The sequence below is a fragment of the Streptococcus anginosus genome (genome assembly GCF_900636475.1).
GTDB classification, from domain to species: domain Bacteria; phylum Bacillota; class Bacilli; order Lactobacillales; family Streptococcaceae; genus Streptococcus; species Streptococcus anginosus.
On sequence record NZ_LR134283.1, the window covers coordinates 150,557 to 167,390 of the forward strand.

Genomic DNA, 16,834 nt, shown 5'->3' on the forward strand with positions numbered 1-16,834 from the left:
AGCCTCTTTATATGAATGGTTTCTGTGCTCTACTTGCTATTATCACCCATTAGTAAGTCTTTTGGTTGCTTACTAAGGAGCGTGATTGAAGCAATGAGGACGGAAACGATGATAATGGCAAGTCCAAAGATGACCACCTTGGTCATATCATCAGGAGATACATGTACATTGAGGCTAGTGAGGGTCTTGTTAAAGCCATCCACTTCAGCCCCGCCTCCAAGATTGGCGCTCTTACCTTCTCGAGCTAGTTTTTCAGCAATACCACTGGTAACTTGTTTCAAAATGCTATTTCCCATCACCTTGCTGACAGCACTACCTGCAAAGTAAGCACCAATGAAGCTAAATATACTTACAAAGAGAACTTCTGTGATAAATTGGAAGAAAATCTTTGTTTTGCTAATTCCCATTGAAAGCATGATTCCCATTTCTTTTCTACGACCATTGATCCATAAGAACAATACTAGCGTCAGAACAATTGCACCAAAGATTAGAGTTCCGATTAAGAGGTTTCCAGTAACGCCGTAAATACCGTTAATAGAAGATTGAAGTGCTGGGAAGTTGCTTGTGCTCTTAACAAGGGTGTAGGCTTCCCAATCAATAGATGATATTTCTTTTACTTTCGCCATCACTTTATCAATATCTTGGCTACCATTTACAAAGAAAGTAGCATCTTGATAAATAGCGTTTTTATCTGTTGAACCTTGTAAAGTTTTAGTCGTTTCTAAGTCTGTGATAAAGGTATTTTCATACAATTCTTGAGGACTAGAAACGCCTCCTTTATTTTTCCCGTCAAAAATTCCGATAACTGTCACTTTAGTCGTTTTATTAGCTTTGCGAACGTTATCATAGTCATAAGTATTCGATTTTATATTAATCGTATCGCCGACTTTAAGTTTGTTCTTTTCTGCAAAATCTTTATGAATTAAAGCAACATTTTTGTCATTTTTGTTGATATGTCTACCTTCAACTAGTTTGAAGGTTCCCGCAGTAAATTTATCATCCTTCGATGAGTCATTGATACCTGTTGCCATAATGGCACGGCCGAATTTTTGCTTGCGATCTTCACTCAATTGCTGGTCGCCGTCAGGCATTTCAACCAGTTGATGATCTATCAGATCCGCTACAATGTTCATGCGTTTGACATAGCCGGAAATACCGGCAACTTTGCTAATCGTATCAATGTCTTCGCCTTTGAGATTTCCAGCACCGCGTGGTGTTCCTGGATTGACCTCACGGTTGATCTGCATGGAAAAGCTGCTGGTAATATTTTTAAATGTTTCTTTTGAAGCAGCGTCAGTCGCATTTTTAACAGCAATGCTGCCTAAGGTTAAGGTAGAGATGGCTAGCAGGATGAAAAAGATAATCAAGCTTTTGATTTTCTTGCGCCAGACATAAGCCAAAGCGTTTTTTATTGGTAACATATCATTTCTTCTCCTTGGGGTATCATTTCGCTTTCTTAGTGACTTCCACTAAGTTTTTATTTTTTAATTCGAGGACAACATCTGCTTGATCAGCCAGCTCTTTGCTGTGTGTCACCACAATGACACATTTATTCTTCTCTTTGGCAGAGGTGATAAGAATGTCAATAATGTCCATGGCAGTAGCAGCGTCTAGATTCCCTGTTGGTTCATCGGCTAAGATAATAGGGGCTTCTGATGCCAAAGCACGTGCAATAGCCACCCGTTGCTGCTGACCGCCAGAGAGACGCATGACATTGCGGTGAATCTCTTTCTCGCTCAAGCCTAACCGTAACAAGATTTCTTTATCTGCATGTGGATTGACCAAACGGACATTTTCAAGAGGTGTCAGGTAGTCAATTAAATTATAATTTTGAAAGACCAAAGAGATTTGTTTGCTTCTGTGGTGATTGTAGCCTTTCTCAGCAATGTCTTGATTTTCAAAGAGGATTTTTCCTTTTGTGGGAGTGTCAAGTCCTGCTAAAAGGGAAAGCAAGGTTGATTTTCCTGCACCAGATTTCCCGATGATGGCGTAAAATTTCCCTTTTTCAAATGAAGTCGTGATTTGTTGCAATACATTTTCTTGTAAAGTGTTGTACTGATAACTAACAGTATCTATTTTTAAAATCGTCATTTTTTGTCTCCTTAACTAATATCGGTTAAAATTTCCTTCGGTTTTTTATGTAAAATAATAGAGGACGAGCCCACTACGGCAAATAAGATGATGATGAGCAAAATGCCATAGGTCACACCAATTGTTGCAAAATCTAGGTGTGGTACCACATTTTCAAAGAGTGCCGCTGAATCAGCTCCGTCTTGTCCTTTCTTGATAAAACCTTTAAAGACCATGGTAGCCAGATAAGAACCGCTAATCGTGGATAGAACCATGCTAAACACAGAGATGATGACAAGCTCTAGCACAAATTGGGACATAATCATTGTCTTTGAAATACCAAGCGATAGGAGCACTCCGATTTCATAAACTCTCTCTCGCAACCAAAACATAAGAATCAGGGCCAGAATGATGATACTGCCGATGATGATACTAAATGTTAAGACACGAACAATCTGTTTAAAACTCGTGATAGAAGAAGAGATAGTCTCAAATGCTTTCGTATTTTTAACAAGATCTAACTTGCTCCAGTCAATAGGCGCTTTCTTAACGGCGGTCACCACTTGGTCAATGTTCTTTGGATTAGCAACATAGTAAACTGCTGATGTGACCTGATAGTCAGTTGCTTTGTAGCCTGCTAAGCGTTGACTACTTTCATAATCCAAATAAAGAGTATTTTCCGTTGCATCAGAACTTAATCCCGTTTGTTTTTCTTCTTTTTTACCAGAGAAAATCCCTGCAACTTCAACTTCTATTTCATTGCCATTTTTTGCATCACCGTCTCGTAATGATATGCCTTGCAGTTTGAATTTGTCACCGACTTTGAGATGATTTTGCGCAGCTAATTTTTCATGAATCAACACCTTGGAGCGGTCACTTTTTTGAAGATGTTTTCCTTTTTCTAACTTAAAGACACCGCTGACAAAGGTCGTTTCCAACTGAGAATTATTTGTGCCCAATGCTGCAACGAGATTGTTGAGAATAGGATTTTGATTGTCCCGCGTCACTCCTTGTCTCTTCTTGACAACTGTTTTATTTGTCAAGGTTGCCAGTGCATCGTATTTTAAGTTATGTTTTGAGATTTCTTTATTCTCTAACAATTTCTCTGCCGTTTTTAATGAAATTGGATTTTCAATATTCTTACTGGTGATAGCAAAGCCAGTATTTGAAGCATCATAAATCCTTTTTTCGATATTGTCCGTCGTTTTCATAATCGAAAAACTACTGGATAAAGCAGTGGAAATAAATGTTAGTATCAGAAAAATCAGAACAGTTTTAACTTTTTTTCTACTGATGTAATTCAAAGCCTGTTTGGCTATTTGCATAATTTTCTTCCCTTCTATATATTTTTAAACTAAATCGGTACCGTGTTCTATGTTAAAGCAGTTACCTTAAAATAGTTTTAAGGTTTAAGATAATTTTAAGTTTTTTAGCTCCTTTTTTTCTGTTTTTTGTGTAAATTTTCATAAAATAGTAGAAAAAGGTGGAAAGACAAGGTTGGTTTCGCTCTATAACTTTCTATAAAAAAGTCTATAGGACAAACACCTGAGTTTCTGCTATAATAGAATGAAGAAATTAGAAATGAGATGGATATGGCAAAGATAATTGATGGCAAGGCTTTGGCAGAAAAATTGCAAATACAGTTAGCAGAAAAGGTTAGAAAATTAAAAGACGAAACAGGATTGATTCCAGGACTTGTAGTGATTTTAGTGGGGAATAACCTAGCCAGTCAGATTTATGTACGAAATAAAGAGCGCTCCGTTTTGTCTGTAGGGTTTCGGAGCGAAGTAATACGTCTGCCAGAAACGACGACACAAGAGGAATTGCTTACCTTAATTGAACAATATAATCAAGATCCAGACTGGCACGGCATTTTAGTGCAATTGCCGCTGCCAAAGCATATTGATGAAGAGGCGGTGCTGTTAGCAATTGACCCTGATAAAGATGTGGACGGCTTTCATCCACTGAATATGGGGCGACTCTGGAGTGGCCATCCTGTTATGATTCCCTCAACACCTGCTGGTATTATGGAAATGTTTCATGAATACGGCGTTGAATTAGAAGGTAAACGCGCCGTTGTTATTGGACGAAGTAACATTGTCGGAAAGCCCATGGCACAGCTTCTTTTAGCTAAAAATGCTACAGTGACTCTGACACATTCACGGACACACCACTTGTCAGAAATTACAAAAAAAGCTGATATTTTAGTTGTAGCTATTGGTCGCGGACATTTTGTGACTAAAGATTTTGTCAAAGAAGGCGCAGTCGTGATTGATGTTGGTATGAATCGTGATAAAAATGGTAAATTGATTGGCGATGTAAAATTTGATGAAGTATCTGAAACCGCAAGTCTCATTACTCCTGTACCAAGAGGGGTTGGTCCGATGACCATTACCATGCTCATGGAGCAAACCTATCGAGCGTGTAAACGGAGTTTGAAAAAATAAGAATGTCACGGGAGTGGGACAGACAACAGCCATGATTCTACTACAAACTCCCCCACAGAAAGAGTGTAATCGTGAAAATTACGTATAAAAATGGTATTTCGTAAGAAATCAAATTTGTTGCCCCACCCTGCAAGGTTGAGTAGGTTTGTAAAAGCTGATATCATCAGCGTAATAAAGGCCACTCAATTGCGTATTGAGTTTTATTCTAGAAAGTAAACGAGTCTGAGACAAGAATGTCCTAGACAGGTCTTTTTTCCTTTATATAAAATAGAGGTAGACAAGGGGAATCGCAGTATGCAAAAGGAGAAAATAATGGAAGTGGTCAATTGTACATTATTGGAAAAGGTCGTTCAGCCACGTGCACTCCATAGTCACAAGGGGGATTACGGTCGCTTGTTGTTAATTGGCGGGACATATCCTTTTGGTGGAGCGATTATCATGGCAGCCTTAGCTGCAGTTCATAGCGGAGCTGGTCTAGTGACGGTGGCGACGGATAGGGAAAATATCGCAGCTCTCCACGCTCATTTACCAGAAGCAATGGCTTTTGATGTACAAGATAAAAAGCTATTGACCGAGCAAGTCCAAAAAGCAGATGTAGTATTGATTGGATCAGGTTTAGCTGAAAGTAAACTTGAAAAAGCCGTTTTGCAGCTGGTAGTGGAACTTGTCAGTGAACATCAAATCTTCATCATGGACGGTGGAGCTATTTCACTTTACAGCAAAGAAACTTTGTCATTTCCAAAAGCGCAGACGATTTTTACCCCGCATCAAAAAGAATGGGAGCGGTTGAGCGGACTAAAGATAGCGGAGCAAACGGTTGAAAAAAACCAAGAAGCTGTTAATTCCTTCCCTGCTGGAACTATCGTTGTTCAAAAGAAGCACGGAACGACTATTTTTCAAAGTGGAAATGGAAACCATTTTCAACTGACTATTGGTGGTCCTTATCAAGCAATGGGTGGTATGGGAGACACGCTTGCAGGCATGATTGCAGGTTTTGCAGGGCAGTTCAAGACTAGTTCTTTACTGGAACGTGTAGCAGCAGCAGTCTATCTGCATTCAGCCATTGCAGAAGAGTTAAGCAAAGAAAACTATGTAGTCTTGCCAACAGAAATCAGTAAAGAAATCCCTAAGTGGATGAAGAAGCTAGCTAAAAAAGAAAATATGTTATAATGAAAAAGCCTGCAAAAATATTTAAAAACTTAGAAAGTTTAACTTTTATTAGTTATTTATAAAAGTAATATTTAGCTCATGAGGCTTAGTACAAGTTGAAATGGAGAATAAACTTTTTCAATATCCACTATCTTATGAAAATTCATTGCACCTAATGAGGTTGAGATTTTTATCTTGACCTTATTTTTTTGTCTTACAAAAATGTCACTTTTCTTTCTGAAAATGTAAGTTTATGTAATGGAAAGGGCGGGAAATTTTCGATAAGATTATGCTTGTTGAAAAAAATGAAATGAAGAATTTATGATGTTACAATCTTTAAAGAAAATATCGAATGCAACGAACTTGAAAATTTTAGCTATTTTACTTATGTTTTTAGATCATATCTACGAAATGTTTGGTGCTTTTGGCGCCCCGATGTGGTTAACAATGCTAGGACGCGTAGTTTTTCCTCTTTTTATGTTTCTGGCAGCTGATAGTTTGTACTATACGCATAATTGAAAAGCTTATTTGAAACGGTTGCTCTTTATGACATGGTTTATGATTATTGGGAACATGATTGTCAGTTACTTTTTTACCAATGGTCAAGTTGGGCTGGCGAATAATGCTTTTGGCGCCTTTTTCTTAGCGGGCATATCTAGCTGTGCTTGGGATTTGATGGTTGAGGGTATGAAAGAAAAGAAACTTTATTCATTCTGGAAAGGATTGGGCCTTTTTCTTTTACCGATTCTTCTGGCTCTGCCGGCTTTGTTTCTATTGGGTTATCTAGCCAGTGAAAATATATCACCTCTGATGGTTCAAATTATTGCTTTTTTTATCATGGCCATTCCGAACATTCTCGTGGTTGAAGGAGGGGATGTCATGGTTTACCTTGGTCTTTTCTTTTATATCTTCCGCAGACACCGTATGGCACAAATGGTGACATTAACACTAGTCTCTTTATTTGTGTATCTAACAGATCCAACGTCTGTGCAATGGATGATGGTTTTTGCGGTTATTCCAATGTATTTTTACAACGGTGAAAAAGTCGTGGTATGAAGTTATTTTTCTATCCTGTGCATATCTATCTTTTGTATATTTTGGCAAGTTTGTTGGGCTAGGCTCTGCTTAAGATATGGGAAACTAGTCTTTCCTTTTTCGTTGAGGGCTGGAAATGATTTTTTATAGATTGTTTGGTATAATAAAAATTATGAATAAAGAAGCATTACAGGAAATGAAAGGAGAGGAATGTCTGAGTATTTATCCGTGTCAACCTTGACCAAATACTTAAAATTAAAGTTTGATAAAGATCCTTATTTAGAACGAGTTTATCTGACGGGGCAAGTTTCTAATTTTCGTAGGCGACCTAATCACCAATATTTCTCTCTCAAAGATGAAAAAGCAGTCATTCAGGCGACAATCTGGGGTGGTGTTTATAAGAAGTTAGGTTTTGACTTGGAAGAGGGTATGAAGGTTAATGTCATCGGTCGTGTTCAACTATATGAACCAAGTGGATCTTATTCTATTATCATTGAAAAAGCGGAGCCAGACGGTATCGGAGTTTTGGCAATTCAGTTTGAGCAGCTCAAGAAAAAGCTAGGCGAGGAAGGGCTTTTTGAGGAGTGCTTTAAGCAAGCTTTACCGCAATTCCCAAAGAAAATTGGAGTAGTGACCAGTCCTAGTGGAGCAGTGATTCGCGATATTATCACAACTGTTAGTCGTCGTTTTCCGGGAGTTGAGATAATTCTTTATCCGACGAAGGTGCAAGGCGAAGGAGCGTCTGCTGAAGTAGCAGAAAATATTCGTCGTGCTAATGAGCGAAAGGATTTAGATTTGCTCATTATCGGTCGAGGTGGTGGCTCAATTGAAGATCTCTGGGCGTTTAATGAGGAAGTGGTTGTCCGTGCAATTTTTGAATCGCACATTCCGATCATTTCGAGTGTGGGGCATGAAACAGATACGACCTTGGCAGATTTTGTTGCAGATAGACGGGCTGCAACGCCGACTGCGGCTGCTGAATTAGCAACACCTGTAACAAAGCTGGATCTCCTAGCACACTTGCAGCAGCAACAAAATCGGTTAGCAGCTGCCACATCGAATCGTCTTACTTACAATCGTGAGCGATTAGCTAAGCTGAGTCAGTCTGTCATTTTTCGACAACCAGGACGACTGTATGATAGCTACCTGCAAAAATTAGATCAACTAAATTTACGGCTCAAGCAAAAAATTCGCGAATATTATAACGAGGAAGTGCAGCGAGCAAGGCTTTTACAACATCGTTTGGAGGCTCTAGCTCCTTTAAGGCAGGTTCAGATTTATCAAGAGCGTGTAGCTCAGTTGGAACGGCTTCTGCGCAGCAATATGGCAGTTGTTTATGACCATAAACTGGCTGAAGTCAAGCGTCTGTCTGACGCTTTGTTCATGCTGGATACTAGCCGAATTGTGGCTCGGGGTTATGCTATTGTCAAAAAAGATGAACAGGTGTTAGAATCTATTGAGAAAATCAATAAAAAAGATCAATTAACCATTTTGATGCGAGATGGTCAGATAGAAGTTGAGGTAAAAGATGTCGAAAGAAAAGAAATTTGAAGAAAATTTAGCAGACTTAGAAGTTATCGTACAGAAGTTAGAAAACGGAGATGTTCCTTTGGAAGAAGCGATTTCTGAGTTTCAAAAGGGGATGCAGCTTTCAAAAGAATTGCAAAAAACGCTAGATCAGGCAGAAAAAACGCTGGTAAAAGTTATGCAGGCTGATGGCACAGAAATGGAAATGGAATGAAACAAGACGAAAAATTAGCTAGAATTGGACAAGCTATTGAGACTTTTTATGCTCAAAAAGTGGTATCTGCTGATTTGATAGAAGCGATTCTTTACTCAGTCAATGCAGGAGGCAAGCGAATTCGCCCTCTTTTACTTTTAGAATTGCTAGAAGGTCTAGGACTGGAACTGACAGAAGCGCATTTCCAAGTGGCAGCAGCGCTTGAAATGATTCATACAGGTAGCTTGATTCATGATGATTTGCCGGCTATGGACGATGATGATTATCGTCGTGGTCGCTTGACCAGCCACAAGAAATTTGGCGAAGCAATGGGGATTTTAGCAGGAGATTCTCTCTTTTTAGATTCTTATGCTTTGATCGCAGAAGCGGCACTACCTAGTCAAATCAAGGTAAACTTAATCGCAGAATTGTCGTTGGCGGCTGGAACTTTTGGTATGGTCGGAGGTCAAGTCCTTGATATGCAGGGCGAAGGAAAGGACATCAGTTTAGCAGAGCTACAGAATATTCATGTCAATAAAACTGGTAAACTCCTGACCTATCCTTTTATTGCTGCGGGTTTGATTGCGGAAGTGGCACAGCCACAGCAGGAAAAATTAAGAAAAATTGGTCAATTACTTGGTTTAGCTTTTCAGGTGCGAGATGATATTTTAGATATCACAGCGAACTTTGAAGACTTGGGGAAGACACCGCAGAAAGATGTGGCAGCAGAGAAAGCCACCTATCCAGCCATTTGGGGTTTGGATGGAGCAAAGCGATTCTTTGAAAAACAGATAGAGGAAACAGAGCATTTATTGGCAGAATTAGAAGCAGAGCTTGCTTTTTCAGGCGCGGCTATCAGAAAGATAATAGAAAGTTTAAAACTCAATGACGAAAGAAAGAGTAGATGTTCTAGCTTATAAGCAAGGGCTTTTTGAAACAAGAGAACAGGCCAAGCGCGGTGTGATGGCGGGCTTAGTCGTTGCTGTTGCGAATGGTGAGCGTTTCGATAAACCTGGCGAGAAAATTGATGAGACCACTGAGTTAAAACTTAAAGGCGAAAAGCTCAAATATGTTAGCCGTGGTGGCTTAAAATTAGAAAAGGCTTTGCAGGTTTTTGAGATTTCAGTTGAAAATCAGATTACGTTGGACATTGGGGCATCAACGGGTGGTTTTACGGATGTCATGCTGCAAAATGGTGCAAGGCAAGTCTACGCAGTAGATGTCGGTACCAATCAACTGGCTTGGAAATTGCGCCAAGACGAACGTGTTATCAGCATGGAGCAGTTTAATTTTCGTTATGCCAAAGTAGCTGATTTTGAGGAGACACCTCGCTTTGCCTCCATTGATGTCAGTTTTATCTCGCTTGGTCTCATTTTGCCAGCTCTGTATAAGATTTTGGCTGAAAATGGGAACGCTGTGGCACTCATCAAACCTCAGTTTGAAGCAGGTAGAGAGCAGATTGGTAAAAATGGGATTGTGAAAGATAAAAAAGTGCATCAAGCAGTTTTAGAAAAAGTAACGGACTTTATGGTTGAAGCAGGATTTTCTGTCCAAGGTCTGGATTTCTCCCCTATTCAAGGTGGGCATGGGAATGTGGAATTTTTAGCCCATTTGGAAAAAAATCCTCATCCTGAAAACCTAGTAAAAGCAATGATTACAACGGTCGTAGAGACAGCACATAAGGAATTTAAAGATGAATAAAAAGGAAAGATTAGAAAAAATTAGACATTTTGTGTCGGACTATGAAGTTGGGACACAAGAAGCAATTGTAGAATATCTGAAGAAATCAGGAATTACAGCAACACAGGCAACTGTTTCGCGTGATATTAAAGAATTGGGCATTGTCAAAATTCCGCTGAAAAATAACACTTATATTTATGAACTACCGAAATCAGCTAGTACGAGTTTGAAGTTAGCAGACAATAATATCTTAAAGTTTGAGCTATTGGGAAATATGATCAATCTCAATCTTGTCCCTGGAAGCACAGCTTTTGTGAAGCGACAAATTGTAGAAGATTTTTCTAAGGACATTTTTAGTATTTTAGCCGATGATGACACGATTCTCCTTATTTTCCGTAGTGAAGAAATGGCTCATCAGGTATTGGAACAAATCAGAAATTGGTAGATAGCCTATGTTACTTGAAATTTCCATTAAAAATTTTGCAATTATTGAAGAGATTTCCCTCAATTTTGAGCAAGGCATGACCGTTTTGACAGGTGAAACAGGGGCTGGAAAGTCTATTATTATTGATGCTATGAACATGATGCTAGGAAGCCGCGCGACAACAGATGTGATTCGTCACGGTGCATCAAAAGCAGAGATTGAAGGGCTTTTTGCAATTGAGCAGAGTAAGGCTTTGGTTGAAATTTTTGAGCAGCAAGGGCTTGATATGACAGAGGAGCTGATTATTCGGCGGGAAATTTTTCAAAATGGACGTAGTGTCAGTCGTATTAATGGTCAAATGGTTAATTTGTCTGTCTTGCGAGCTGTTGGACAGCATTTGGTGGATATTCACGGTCAACACGACCAAGAAGAACTCATGCGACCGCAGCTGCATATTGCCATGTTGGACGAGTTTGGAGATGACGCATTTTTCAAGCTCAAAGCTGATTATCAACAGACTTTTGATCAGTATCGTCAGTTGCGTAAGCAGGTCTTAACAATTCAAAAGAATCAAGAAGAAAATAAAGCGCGGATTGACATGCTGGAATATCAAATTGCAGAGATTGAAGCAGCTAATTTAAAAGCAGGTGAAGATTTAGCTTTAAATCAAGAACGTGATAAGTTGCTCAATCATAAGCAGATTGCGGACACTTTGACCAATGCTTATGCCATGCTGGATGATGAAGAATTTTCTAGTTTAGCGAATGTTCGTTCTGCCATGAATGACATGGAAGCTATTGAAGACTATGACGCCACTTACAAAGAAATTGCGACCAACCTTTCTGAATCTTACTATGTGTTGGAAGATGTGACAAAGCGTTTGGAGGATATTCTAGAAGACTTGGATTTTGATGGTGGCCGTCTCTTAGAAGTAGAAAGTCGCCTAGATTTAATCTATAGTATTACTCGCAAATACGGCGGTCAAGTAGATGATGTCCTAGCTTATTTTGAGCAGATTTCTAAAGAATATGCTCTACTTACTGGAAAAAACCTTTCATCAGATGATTTGAACAAAGAGCTGAAAAAGCTGGAAAAAGACTTGGTTTCTCTAGCAGGTCGTCTGAGTCAGGCTCGGCACGAATTAGCCCAGCAGTTAGAAGCAGAGATTCAGCAAGAACTGCAAGACCTCTATATGGAAAAGGCGAATTTTCGAGTTCAATTTACCAAGGGAAAATTTAGCCGCGATGGGAATGAACACGTTGAATTTTATATTTCGACTAATCCCGGTGAAGATTACAAACCGCTCGTTAAGGTTGCTTCAGGTGGTGAATTGTCTCGTTTAATGTTGGCAATCAAGTCTGCTTTTTCTCGCAAGGAAGGCAAGACCAGCATTGTCTTTGATGAAGTAGATACAGGTGTATCGGGACGTGTTGCACAAGCTATTGCCCAAAAGATTCATAAGATTGGCTCAAACGGACAGGTCCTTGCCATCTCGCACTTACCTCAAGTGATTGCAATCGCGGATTATCAATTTTTCATTGAAAAAATATCTGATGAGCATTCGACCGTTTCAACTGTTCGCTTGTTATCAAATGATGAGCGTGTCGAAGAAATTGCCAAAATGTTGGCGGGCGAAAATGTGACCCAAGCAGCCCTCACGCAGGCTAGAGAGCTCTTGAAAAAATGAAATACTCTTTGGCTTGTGCTAAATGAGTTGTTATCAGGAGGTAATCATGACAAATTATTTTGTAATTGGTGACGTACATGGAAAAGCAAAAATGCTAAAAGAATTACTCAAAAAATGGGATGGAGAAAGCCAACTCATCTTTTTGGGAGATTTGATTGACCGCGGCGAGGACAGCCGAGCGGTTTTAGAGTGTGTGAAAAGTTTTGTCGACAAGCAAGGAGCGATTTGTATTTCTGGGAATCACGAATACATGTTTCTAACCTGGTTGGATAATCCCAAGAGAGGCTATGATCACTATCATCGCAATGGCGGTGACACAACAATCAATTCCATTTTGGGGCGACCTTTAGATACTCCTGTTGATGGAGTTGAAGACGCGAAGCGCGTGTCGGAAGAGGCGCCAGACCTCGTGTCTTTTATTCGTCAGATGCCTTTCTTTGTTGAAACAGATAACTATATTTTTGTACACGCTGGAGTTGACTTAACTTTAAAAGATTGGCATGAAACAAGCGATTATCAAAAGGTTTGGATACGTGAGCCCTTTCATCAAGGTCTTAATCAAACAGGAAAGATAATTGTATTTGGGCATACTCCGACTTTTTATCTTTTTTCTGAGATGCCTGGGACAAGTCACCTTTGGCAAACGCAGGATCAAAAAATTGGCATGGATGGCGGTGCTGTCTATGGCGGTGTTCTCCACGGAGTTTTATTTGGAAATGAGGGAATTTTAGAACATCATTTCATCACAAATGATGGTTTCGCGGTAGAGGATAATTAGAAGTTGAGGATGATAAAAGAGCTGGAGAAAATGCATTTAAGGTTTTCTCCAGCTCTTTTATATTATTTCCCAGCTACATTTTTTACATCTTCAATCATCAATTTTGTGGATTCGAGTCCGCCTCCGCTTAGGTACCAGAGGTCGGATGTCAAGTTTACAATAGTTTTGTTTTTAGCAGCATTTGTTTCTTGGATCAGTGAGTTATTCAGTAAGTCTTTATTGGCCGAATTGTCCCCACCGATAGCAAGAGTGCGGTTCAGAACAAAGATAATGTCTGGATTGATTTGTTTGATACTTTCAAAGCTGACTTCTTGTCCATGTCTTGATTCTTTGATTTTAGCATCTGTTGGTTTGAATTTCAAAGTACTGTAAAGGAAAGCAAAACGTGATTTAGCTCCGAAAGCAGATATTGCACCTTCATTTAACATCATCGCAAGAGCATTTTTATTTGATTTTTCATTGGCAGCAACAACGGTTTGAATTTCCTTGTCTAATGTAGCTAATTCACTTTTAGCTTTTTTGGTTCCGTCTTCTCCAAAGATACTTGCTAAAGAAAGGATGTTTTTCTTGGTAGAACCCCAGTAGTCTTTGTTGTCTGTTTGGAATAATACAGTAGGGGCAATTTCCTTGAGTTTCTTGACATATTGAGCTGTACGACCAGAAGCAATAATCAAGTCTGGTTTTAAAGCTGCGATAGCTTCCATATTCGGTTCTTTCATGCTACCTACATTTTTAATGCTACTTGGTAAATTTTTTAAGTAAGCAGGCAGAGTTTTCTTTGGCATACCGACAATGCTGCTTTCTTTTCCTAAAGCACGAATGGTATCAGCTGCACCTAAATCCAGTGTTACAATTTTTTTAGGGTTGGTAGGGACTTTCACATCTCCATTTGCTGTTTTGATAGTGACTTCACTAGAAGCAGATGAAGAGTTTGTCGTTTTTGAATTGGACCGTTTATTGTCGCTGCAAGCAGCGAGTAGCACAACTGCAACAGCTGCGAAGAGAGATAGAAGTAGTGTTTTTGTATTCTTTTTCATTAAAATTCCTCCAAAATTAATATTTATAGGTAAATACAAACTTTTTTACCATTGATTTCCCCAAGGGTAATGTCCATTTCATACAATGGATCTAAAATTTCTTTTCTCATGACCTGATTGGTTGTACCTTGATAAAAGACTTTTCCGTCTTTAAAGGCGACAATTTCATCAACATACTGACTGGCAATATTGATGTCATGAATGACAATGATAATCGTTTTTCCTAAGTCATCAACGAGAGAACGCAAGATTTTCATCATAGAAATACTTTGCTTAATATCTAGATTGTTTAGTGGCTCGTCCAAAAGGATAAAATCAGTGTCTTGAGTGAGCACCATAGCGATAAAAACGCGCTGCAATTGACCTCCGGAGAGTGTATCAATAAAACGGTTTCTTAAATCAAGAATGTCCAGATATTCAAGTGCTTGCTCTACTTTTTTGAAATCTTCTTTTGTCAAACGATCCTGACTATAAGGAAAGCGACCGAAGGAAACCAATTCTTCAACCGTTAATTTAGATTGATAATTGATTTTCTGTTTTAAAATGGTTAATTCTTTGGCGAGCTCTTTTGAGTTCCAAGCTTCAATTTCTTTTCCCTTGATACTGAGAAAACCGTGATCTTTCTTGAGCAAACGGCTCATAATGGAAAGCAGCGTTGATTTTCCAGCACCATTTGGTCCAATAAAGGCGGTGAATTTGCTCGGTGAAATATTCAGTTGAATATCTTCTAAAATTGCTTGATTTCCAAATGATTTGCCAACGTTTTTTAATTGCATTCTAGCGTTTTGCCTCCTTAGCTAAAAGATAAAAGAAGAATAACCCTCCGACAAGCTCAATGACCATGCTGACATTGATTTGGAGCTGAAAGACACGCTCTACCAGCATTTGCCCAGTAGTTAGAGAAAGAAAACCGAGTAAAATTGCTACTGAGAATAACCATTTGTGTTGGTATTCTTTGATTAACAGATAGGCTAAATTGGACATCATAAAGCCGAAGAACATCATAGGTCCAACGAGAGCAGTTGTCGTTGAAGTCAGCAAAACAATTGCCCATAGTATCTTTTTTTGCTCTTTTTCAACTTCTACACCTAAAATAGTTGTTGTCTTTTTATCCAAATGAAAGACATTCAAAATAGTGTTCTTCTTTAACAAATACAAACCTGCTAGTCCAATGATAATTGCAGCGACAGATAGAATATCCATATTTATTCGTTGAAAGGAAGGAAATAGTTTTGTTTGCAGTTTATCATATTCATTAGGATCCATTAGTACCTGCAAGAATGTACTGGCGCTTCTAAAGAGCGTCCCTAGTGCCATGCAAATCAATAAAATAAATACAAATCCTTGCTGAAGTAACTTTTTTAATGCAGGTTGCAGGCAGAAAAAGAAGCCACACTGTATGAGTAAGACTAAGATAAACTCAAGCAAAGGATGACCAGTATTGCCGATGAATTTGCTAGCAAAGAAAAGATAAATCGTCTGCATAAAGACATAGAGAGATTCCATTCCAAGAATGCTTGGTGTTAAAAAACGATTCTCTGTGATTGTTTGAAAGCTGATTGTAGCAAGACCTCCAGCTATGGCGACTAAGAGATAGGCTAGTAACTTTTGCGAGCGCAATTTCATAATAAAACCTGGTAAAGGATAGTCCATTGGCATGAGATATAACAAGCCACTCAAGCTAGCTACCAAAAGCAATAAAAGTAAGCGATTTCTTGTTTGACTCTTCATTTTATTCATGAGCAACACCTCGCCATAAAAGATATACGAAAGCCAAACTACCTAAAATTCCTAAAATCAAGCTGACGGAAACTTCGTAAGGGCGAATGACTAGACGAGCTACAATATCACAGACCAAGATGAGACAGGAACCAGTTAATGCGGTCAGCCCCTTAATGCGTGTGATATGGTCACCATAAAATTTCCGAATGATGTTTGGAACAATGACTCCGATAAATGGAAGAGAGCCGATTGTAATCATCGTCACACTTGTCGTCAATGCAATGAGAAACAACGTCATTCCCTCCATTTGGTAAAAGGAAATGCCTAGATTATGACTGGCGTCTTCCCCTAGATTCATAATGGTAAACGTGGCTGATAGCTTCCATACTGCAATCAAGATAATCAAACTTAAAAATAACCATTCATATTGATGCTTCTGAATCATGGAAAAAGAGCCTTGTGTCCATGAAGTCATGCTTTGGACAAGATCAAAACGATAAGCAATGATTTCTCCGGCTGCACTAATTACCCCACTATAAATAATTCCGACAAGCGGTAACAACCATGTTTCTTTAAATGAGAATTTTCTGATAAATCTAATAAAAATAATCGTAAAAAAAATAGCAGATACAAAAGCAAATAGCATTTTTTGCGCTAATGTGGCTGACGGAAAGAAAAATAAACTAAGCAACATACCAAATTTCGCAGCCTCAACCGTTCCAACTGTACTAGGAGCAGCAAAATGATTTTGTGTAACAGTCTGCATAAGAAGCCCGGCAATGCTCATGCTAGAGCCTGCTAGGAGAATGCTGACTGTCCTTGGCAAGCGTGACTCCCAAAATAGTAGCCCGGTCTGCTTATCTCCATGTAGCAGCTGCCACCACGAAAAGTGACTAGAACCAACTGTAATTGAAATCATAACAAGAGCAAGACAAAGAATTCCTAAAAATTTTGTCTGTTTCATTTATCAACCCTTTCTTCAAAGCAACAGCTTCAATAAGATACATCACTAGGCTAACAAAAAAATAAAAGAGTGTCAATTATTTTCTGAAAATTTAATAATTCTGTTTATTTAGAAAAATAGG

Annotated in this window: 18 protein-coding genes; 11 read left to right on the plus strand and 7 right to left on the minus strand. The window is 38.9% G+C overall.

Going from position 1 to position 16,834, the window contains the following annotated elements; genetic code table 11:
- Positions 1-29: 29 nt before the first annotated feature.
- Genes EL079_RS00790 through EL079_RS00800 form a run of 3 tightly spaced genes read right to left on the minus strand, consistent with a single transcriptional unit; the run spans position 30 to position 3,395 of the window.
- Positions 30-1,421 carry an ABC transporter permease gene (locus EL079_RS00790; protein WP_003031283.1) on the minus strand — a complete coding sequence of 464 codons (1,392 nt, stop codon included), beginning with the start codon at positions 1,419-1,421 and terminating at the stop codon, positions 30-32.
- Positions 1,422-1,443: 22 nt separating this feature from the next.
- The gene (locus EL079_RS00795) at positions 1,444-2,091 is read right to left on the minus strand and encodes an ABC transporter ATP-binding protein (protein ID WP_003023699.1); all 648 of its coding nucleotides are present in this window, start codon (positions 2,089-2,091) and stop codon (positions 1,444-1,446) included.
- An 11-nt stretch (positions 2,092-2,102) separates the two neighbouring features.
- Entirely contained in the window at positions 2,103-3,395 is a 1,293-nt protein-coding gene (locus EL079_RS00800; protein ID WP_003031280.1) for an ABC transporter permease, read from the minus strand.
- 267 nt (positions 3,396-3,662) lie between these two features.
- Here EL079_RS00800 and EL079_RS00805 point away from each other — a divergent pair, with 267 nt between their 5' ends.
- The 11 genes from EL079_RS00805 (at position 3,663) to EL079_RS00850 (ending at position 12,990) form a co-directional block, all read left to right on the plus strand.
- Positions 3,663-4,517 carry a bifunctional methylenetetrahydrofolate dehydrogenase/methenyltetrahydrofolate cyclohydrolase gene (locus tag EL079_RS00805; RefSeq protein WP_003031287.1) on the plus strand — a complete coding sequence of 285 codons (855 nt, stop codon included), beginning with the start codon at positions 3,663-3,665 and terminating at the stop codon, positions 4,515-4,517.
- A 312-nt stretch (positions 4,518-4,829) separates the two neighbouring features.
- Complete coding sequence (locus tag EL079_RS00810; RefSeq protein WP_018543566.1) at positions 4,830-5,687, plus strand: NAD(P)H-hydrate dehydratase; 858 nt, start codon at positions 4,830-4,832, stop codon at positions 5,685-5,687.
- Positions 5,688-5,987: 300 nt separating this feature from the next.
- Positions 5,988-6,185, plus strand: a complete 198-nt coding sequence (locus tag EL079_RS09755; protein WP_003031402.1) for a TraX family protein — start codon at positions 5,988-5,990, stop codon at positions 6,183-6,185.
- A 27-nt stretch (positions 6,186-6,212) separates the two neighbouring features.
- Positions 6,213-6,722 carry a hypothetical protein gene (locus EL079_RS00815; RefSeq protein WP_022524457.1) on the plus strand — a complete coding sequence of 170 codons (510 nt, stop codon included), beginning with the start codon at positions 6,213-6,215 and terminating at the stop codon, positions 6,720-6,722.
- Between the two features lie 189 nt (positions 6,723-6,911).
- On the plus strand, positions 6,912-8,252 hold the full coding sequence (gene xseA, locus EL079_RS00820) for an exodeoxyribonuclease VII large subunit (RefSeq protein ID WP_003031416.1): 1,341 nt from the start codon (positions 6,912-6,914) through the stop codon (positions 8,250-8,252).
- Complete coding sequence (locus EL079_RS00825; protein WP_003031417.1) at positions 8,230-8,442, plus strand: exodeoxyribonuclease VII small subunit; 213 nt, start codon at positions 8,230-8,232, stop codon at positions 8,440-8,442. The genes xseA and EL079_RS00825 overlap by 23 nt, the downstream gene beginning before the upstream one ends.
- Entirely contained in the window at positions 8,439-9,341 is a 903-nt protein-coding gene (locus tag EL079_RS00830; RefSeq protein WP_003031414.1) for a polyprenyl synthetase family protein, read from the plus strand. Before EL079_RS00825 ends, EL079_RS00830 begins: the two co-directional genes overlap by 4 nt.
- Positions 9,307-10,122 (plus strand): TlyA family RNA methyltransferase, encoded by an 816-nt coding sequence (locus tag EL079_RS00835; protein WP_003031420.1) that lies wholly within the window; start codon positions 9,307-9,309, stop codon positions 10,120-10,122. The genes EL079_RS00830 and EL079_RS00835 overlap by 35 nt, the downstream gene beginning before the upstream one ends.
- The gene (locus EL079_RS00840; protein WP_003031395.1) at positions 10,115-10,546 is read left to right on the plus strand and encodes an arginine repressor; all 432 of its coding nucleotides are present in this window, start codon (positions 10,115-10,117) and stop codon (positions 10,544-10,546) included. Before EL079_RS00835 ends, EL079_RS00840 begins: the two co-directional genes overlap by 8 nt.
- Before the next feature lie 7 nt (positions 10,547-10,553).
- The gene (recN, locus tag EL079_RS00845) at positions 10,554-12,212 is read left to right on the plus strand and encodes a DNA repair protein RecN (protein WP_003031389.1); all 1,659 of its coding nucleotides are present in this window, start codon (positions 10,554-10,556) and stop codon (positions 12,210-12,212) included.
- Between the two features lie 46 nt (positions 12,213-12,258).
- Positions 12,259-12,990, plus strand: a complete 732-nt coding sequence (locus EL079_RS00850; protein ID WP_003031430.1) for a metallophosphoesterase — start codon at positions 12,259-12,261, stop codon at positions 12,988-12,990.
- 62 nt (positions 12,991-13,052) lie between these two features.
- On the opposite strand, the gene EL079_RS00855 is transcribed toward EL079_RS00850, so the two are convergent.
- Genes EL079_RS00855 through EL079_RS00870 form a run of 4 tightly spaced genes read right to left on the minus strand, consistent with a single transcriptional unit; the run spans position 13,053 to position 16,713 of the window.
- Positions 13,053-14,027, minus strand: coding sequence for a siderophore ABC transporter substrate-binding protein (locus tag EL079_RS00855; protein ID WP_003031428.1), 975 nt, complete (start codon positions 14,025-14,027; stop codon positions 13,053-13,055).
- Between the two features lie 23 nt (positions 14,028-14,050).
- A complete protein-coding gene (locus EL079_RS00860) occupies positions 14,051-14,803 on the minus strand; it encodes an iron ABC transporter ATP-binding protein (RefSeq protein ID WP_003023720.1) in 753 nt (250 codons plus the stop codon).
- 1 nt (position 14,804) lies between these two features.
- The gene (locus tag EL079_RS00865) at positions 14,805-15,767 is read right to left on the minus strand and encodes an iron chelate uptake ABC transporter family permease subunit (protein ID WP_003031397.1); all 963 of its coding nucleotides are present in this window, start codon (positions 15,765-15,767) and stop codon (positions 14,805-14,807) included.
- A complete protein-coding gene (locus EL079_RS00870) occupies positions 15,760-16,713 on the minus strand; it encodes an ABC transporter permease (RefSeq protein ID WP_018543565.1) in 954 nt (317 codons plus the stop codon). The genes EL079_RS00865 and EL079_RS00870 overlap by 8 nt, the downstream gene beginning before the upstream one ends.
- Positions 16,714-16,834 lie beyond the last annotated feature (121 nt).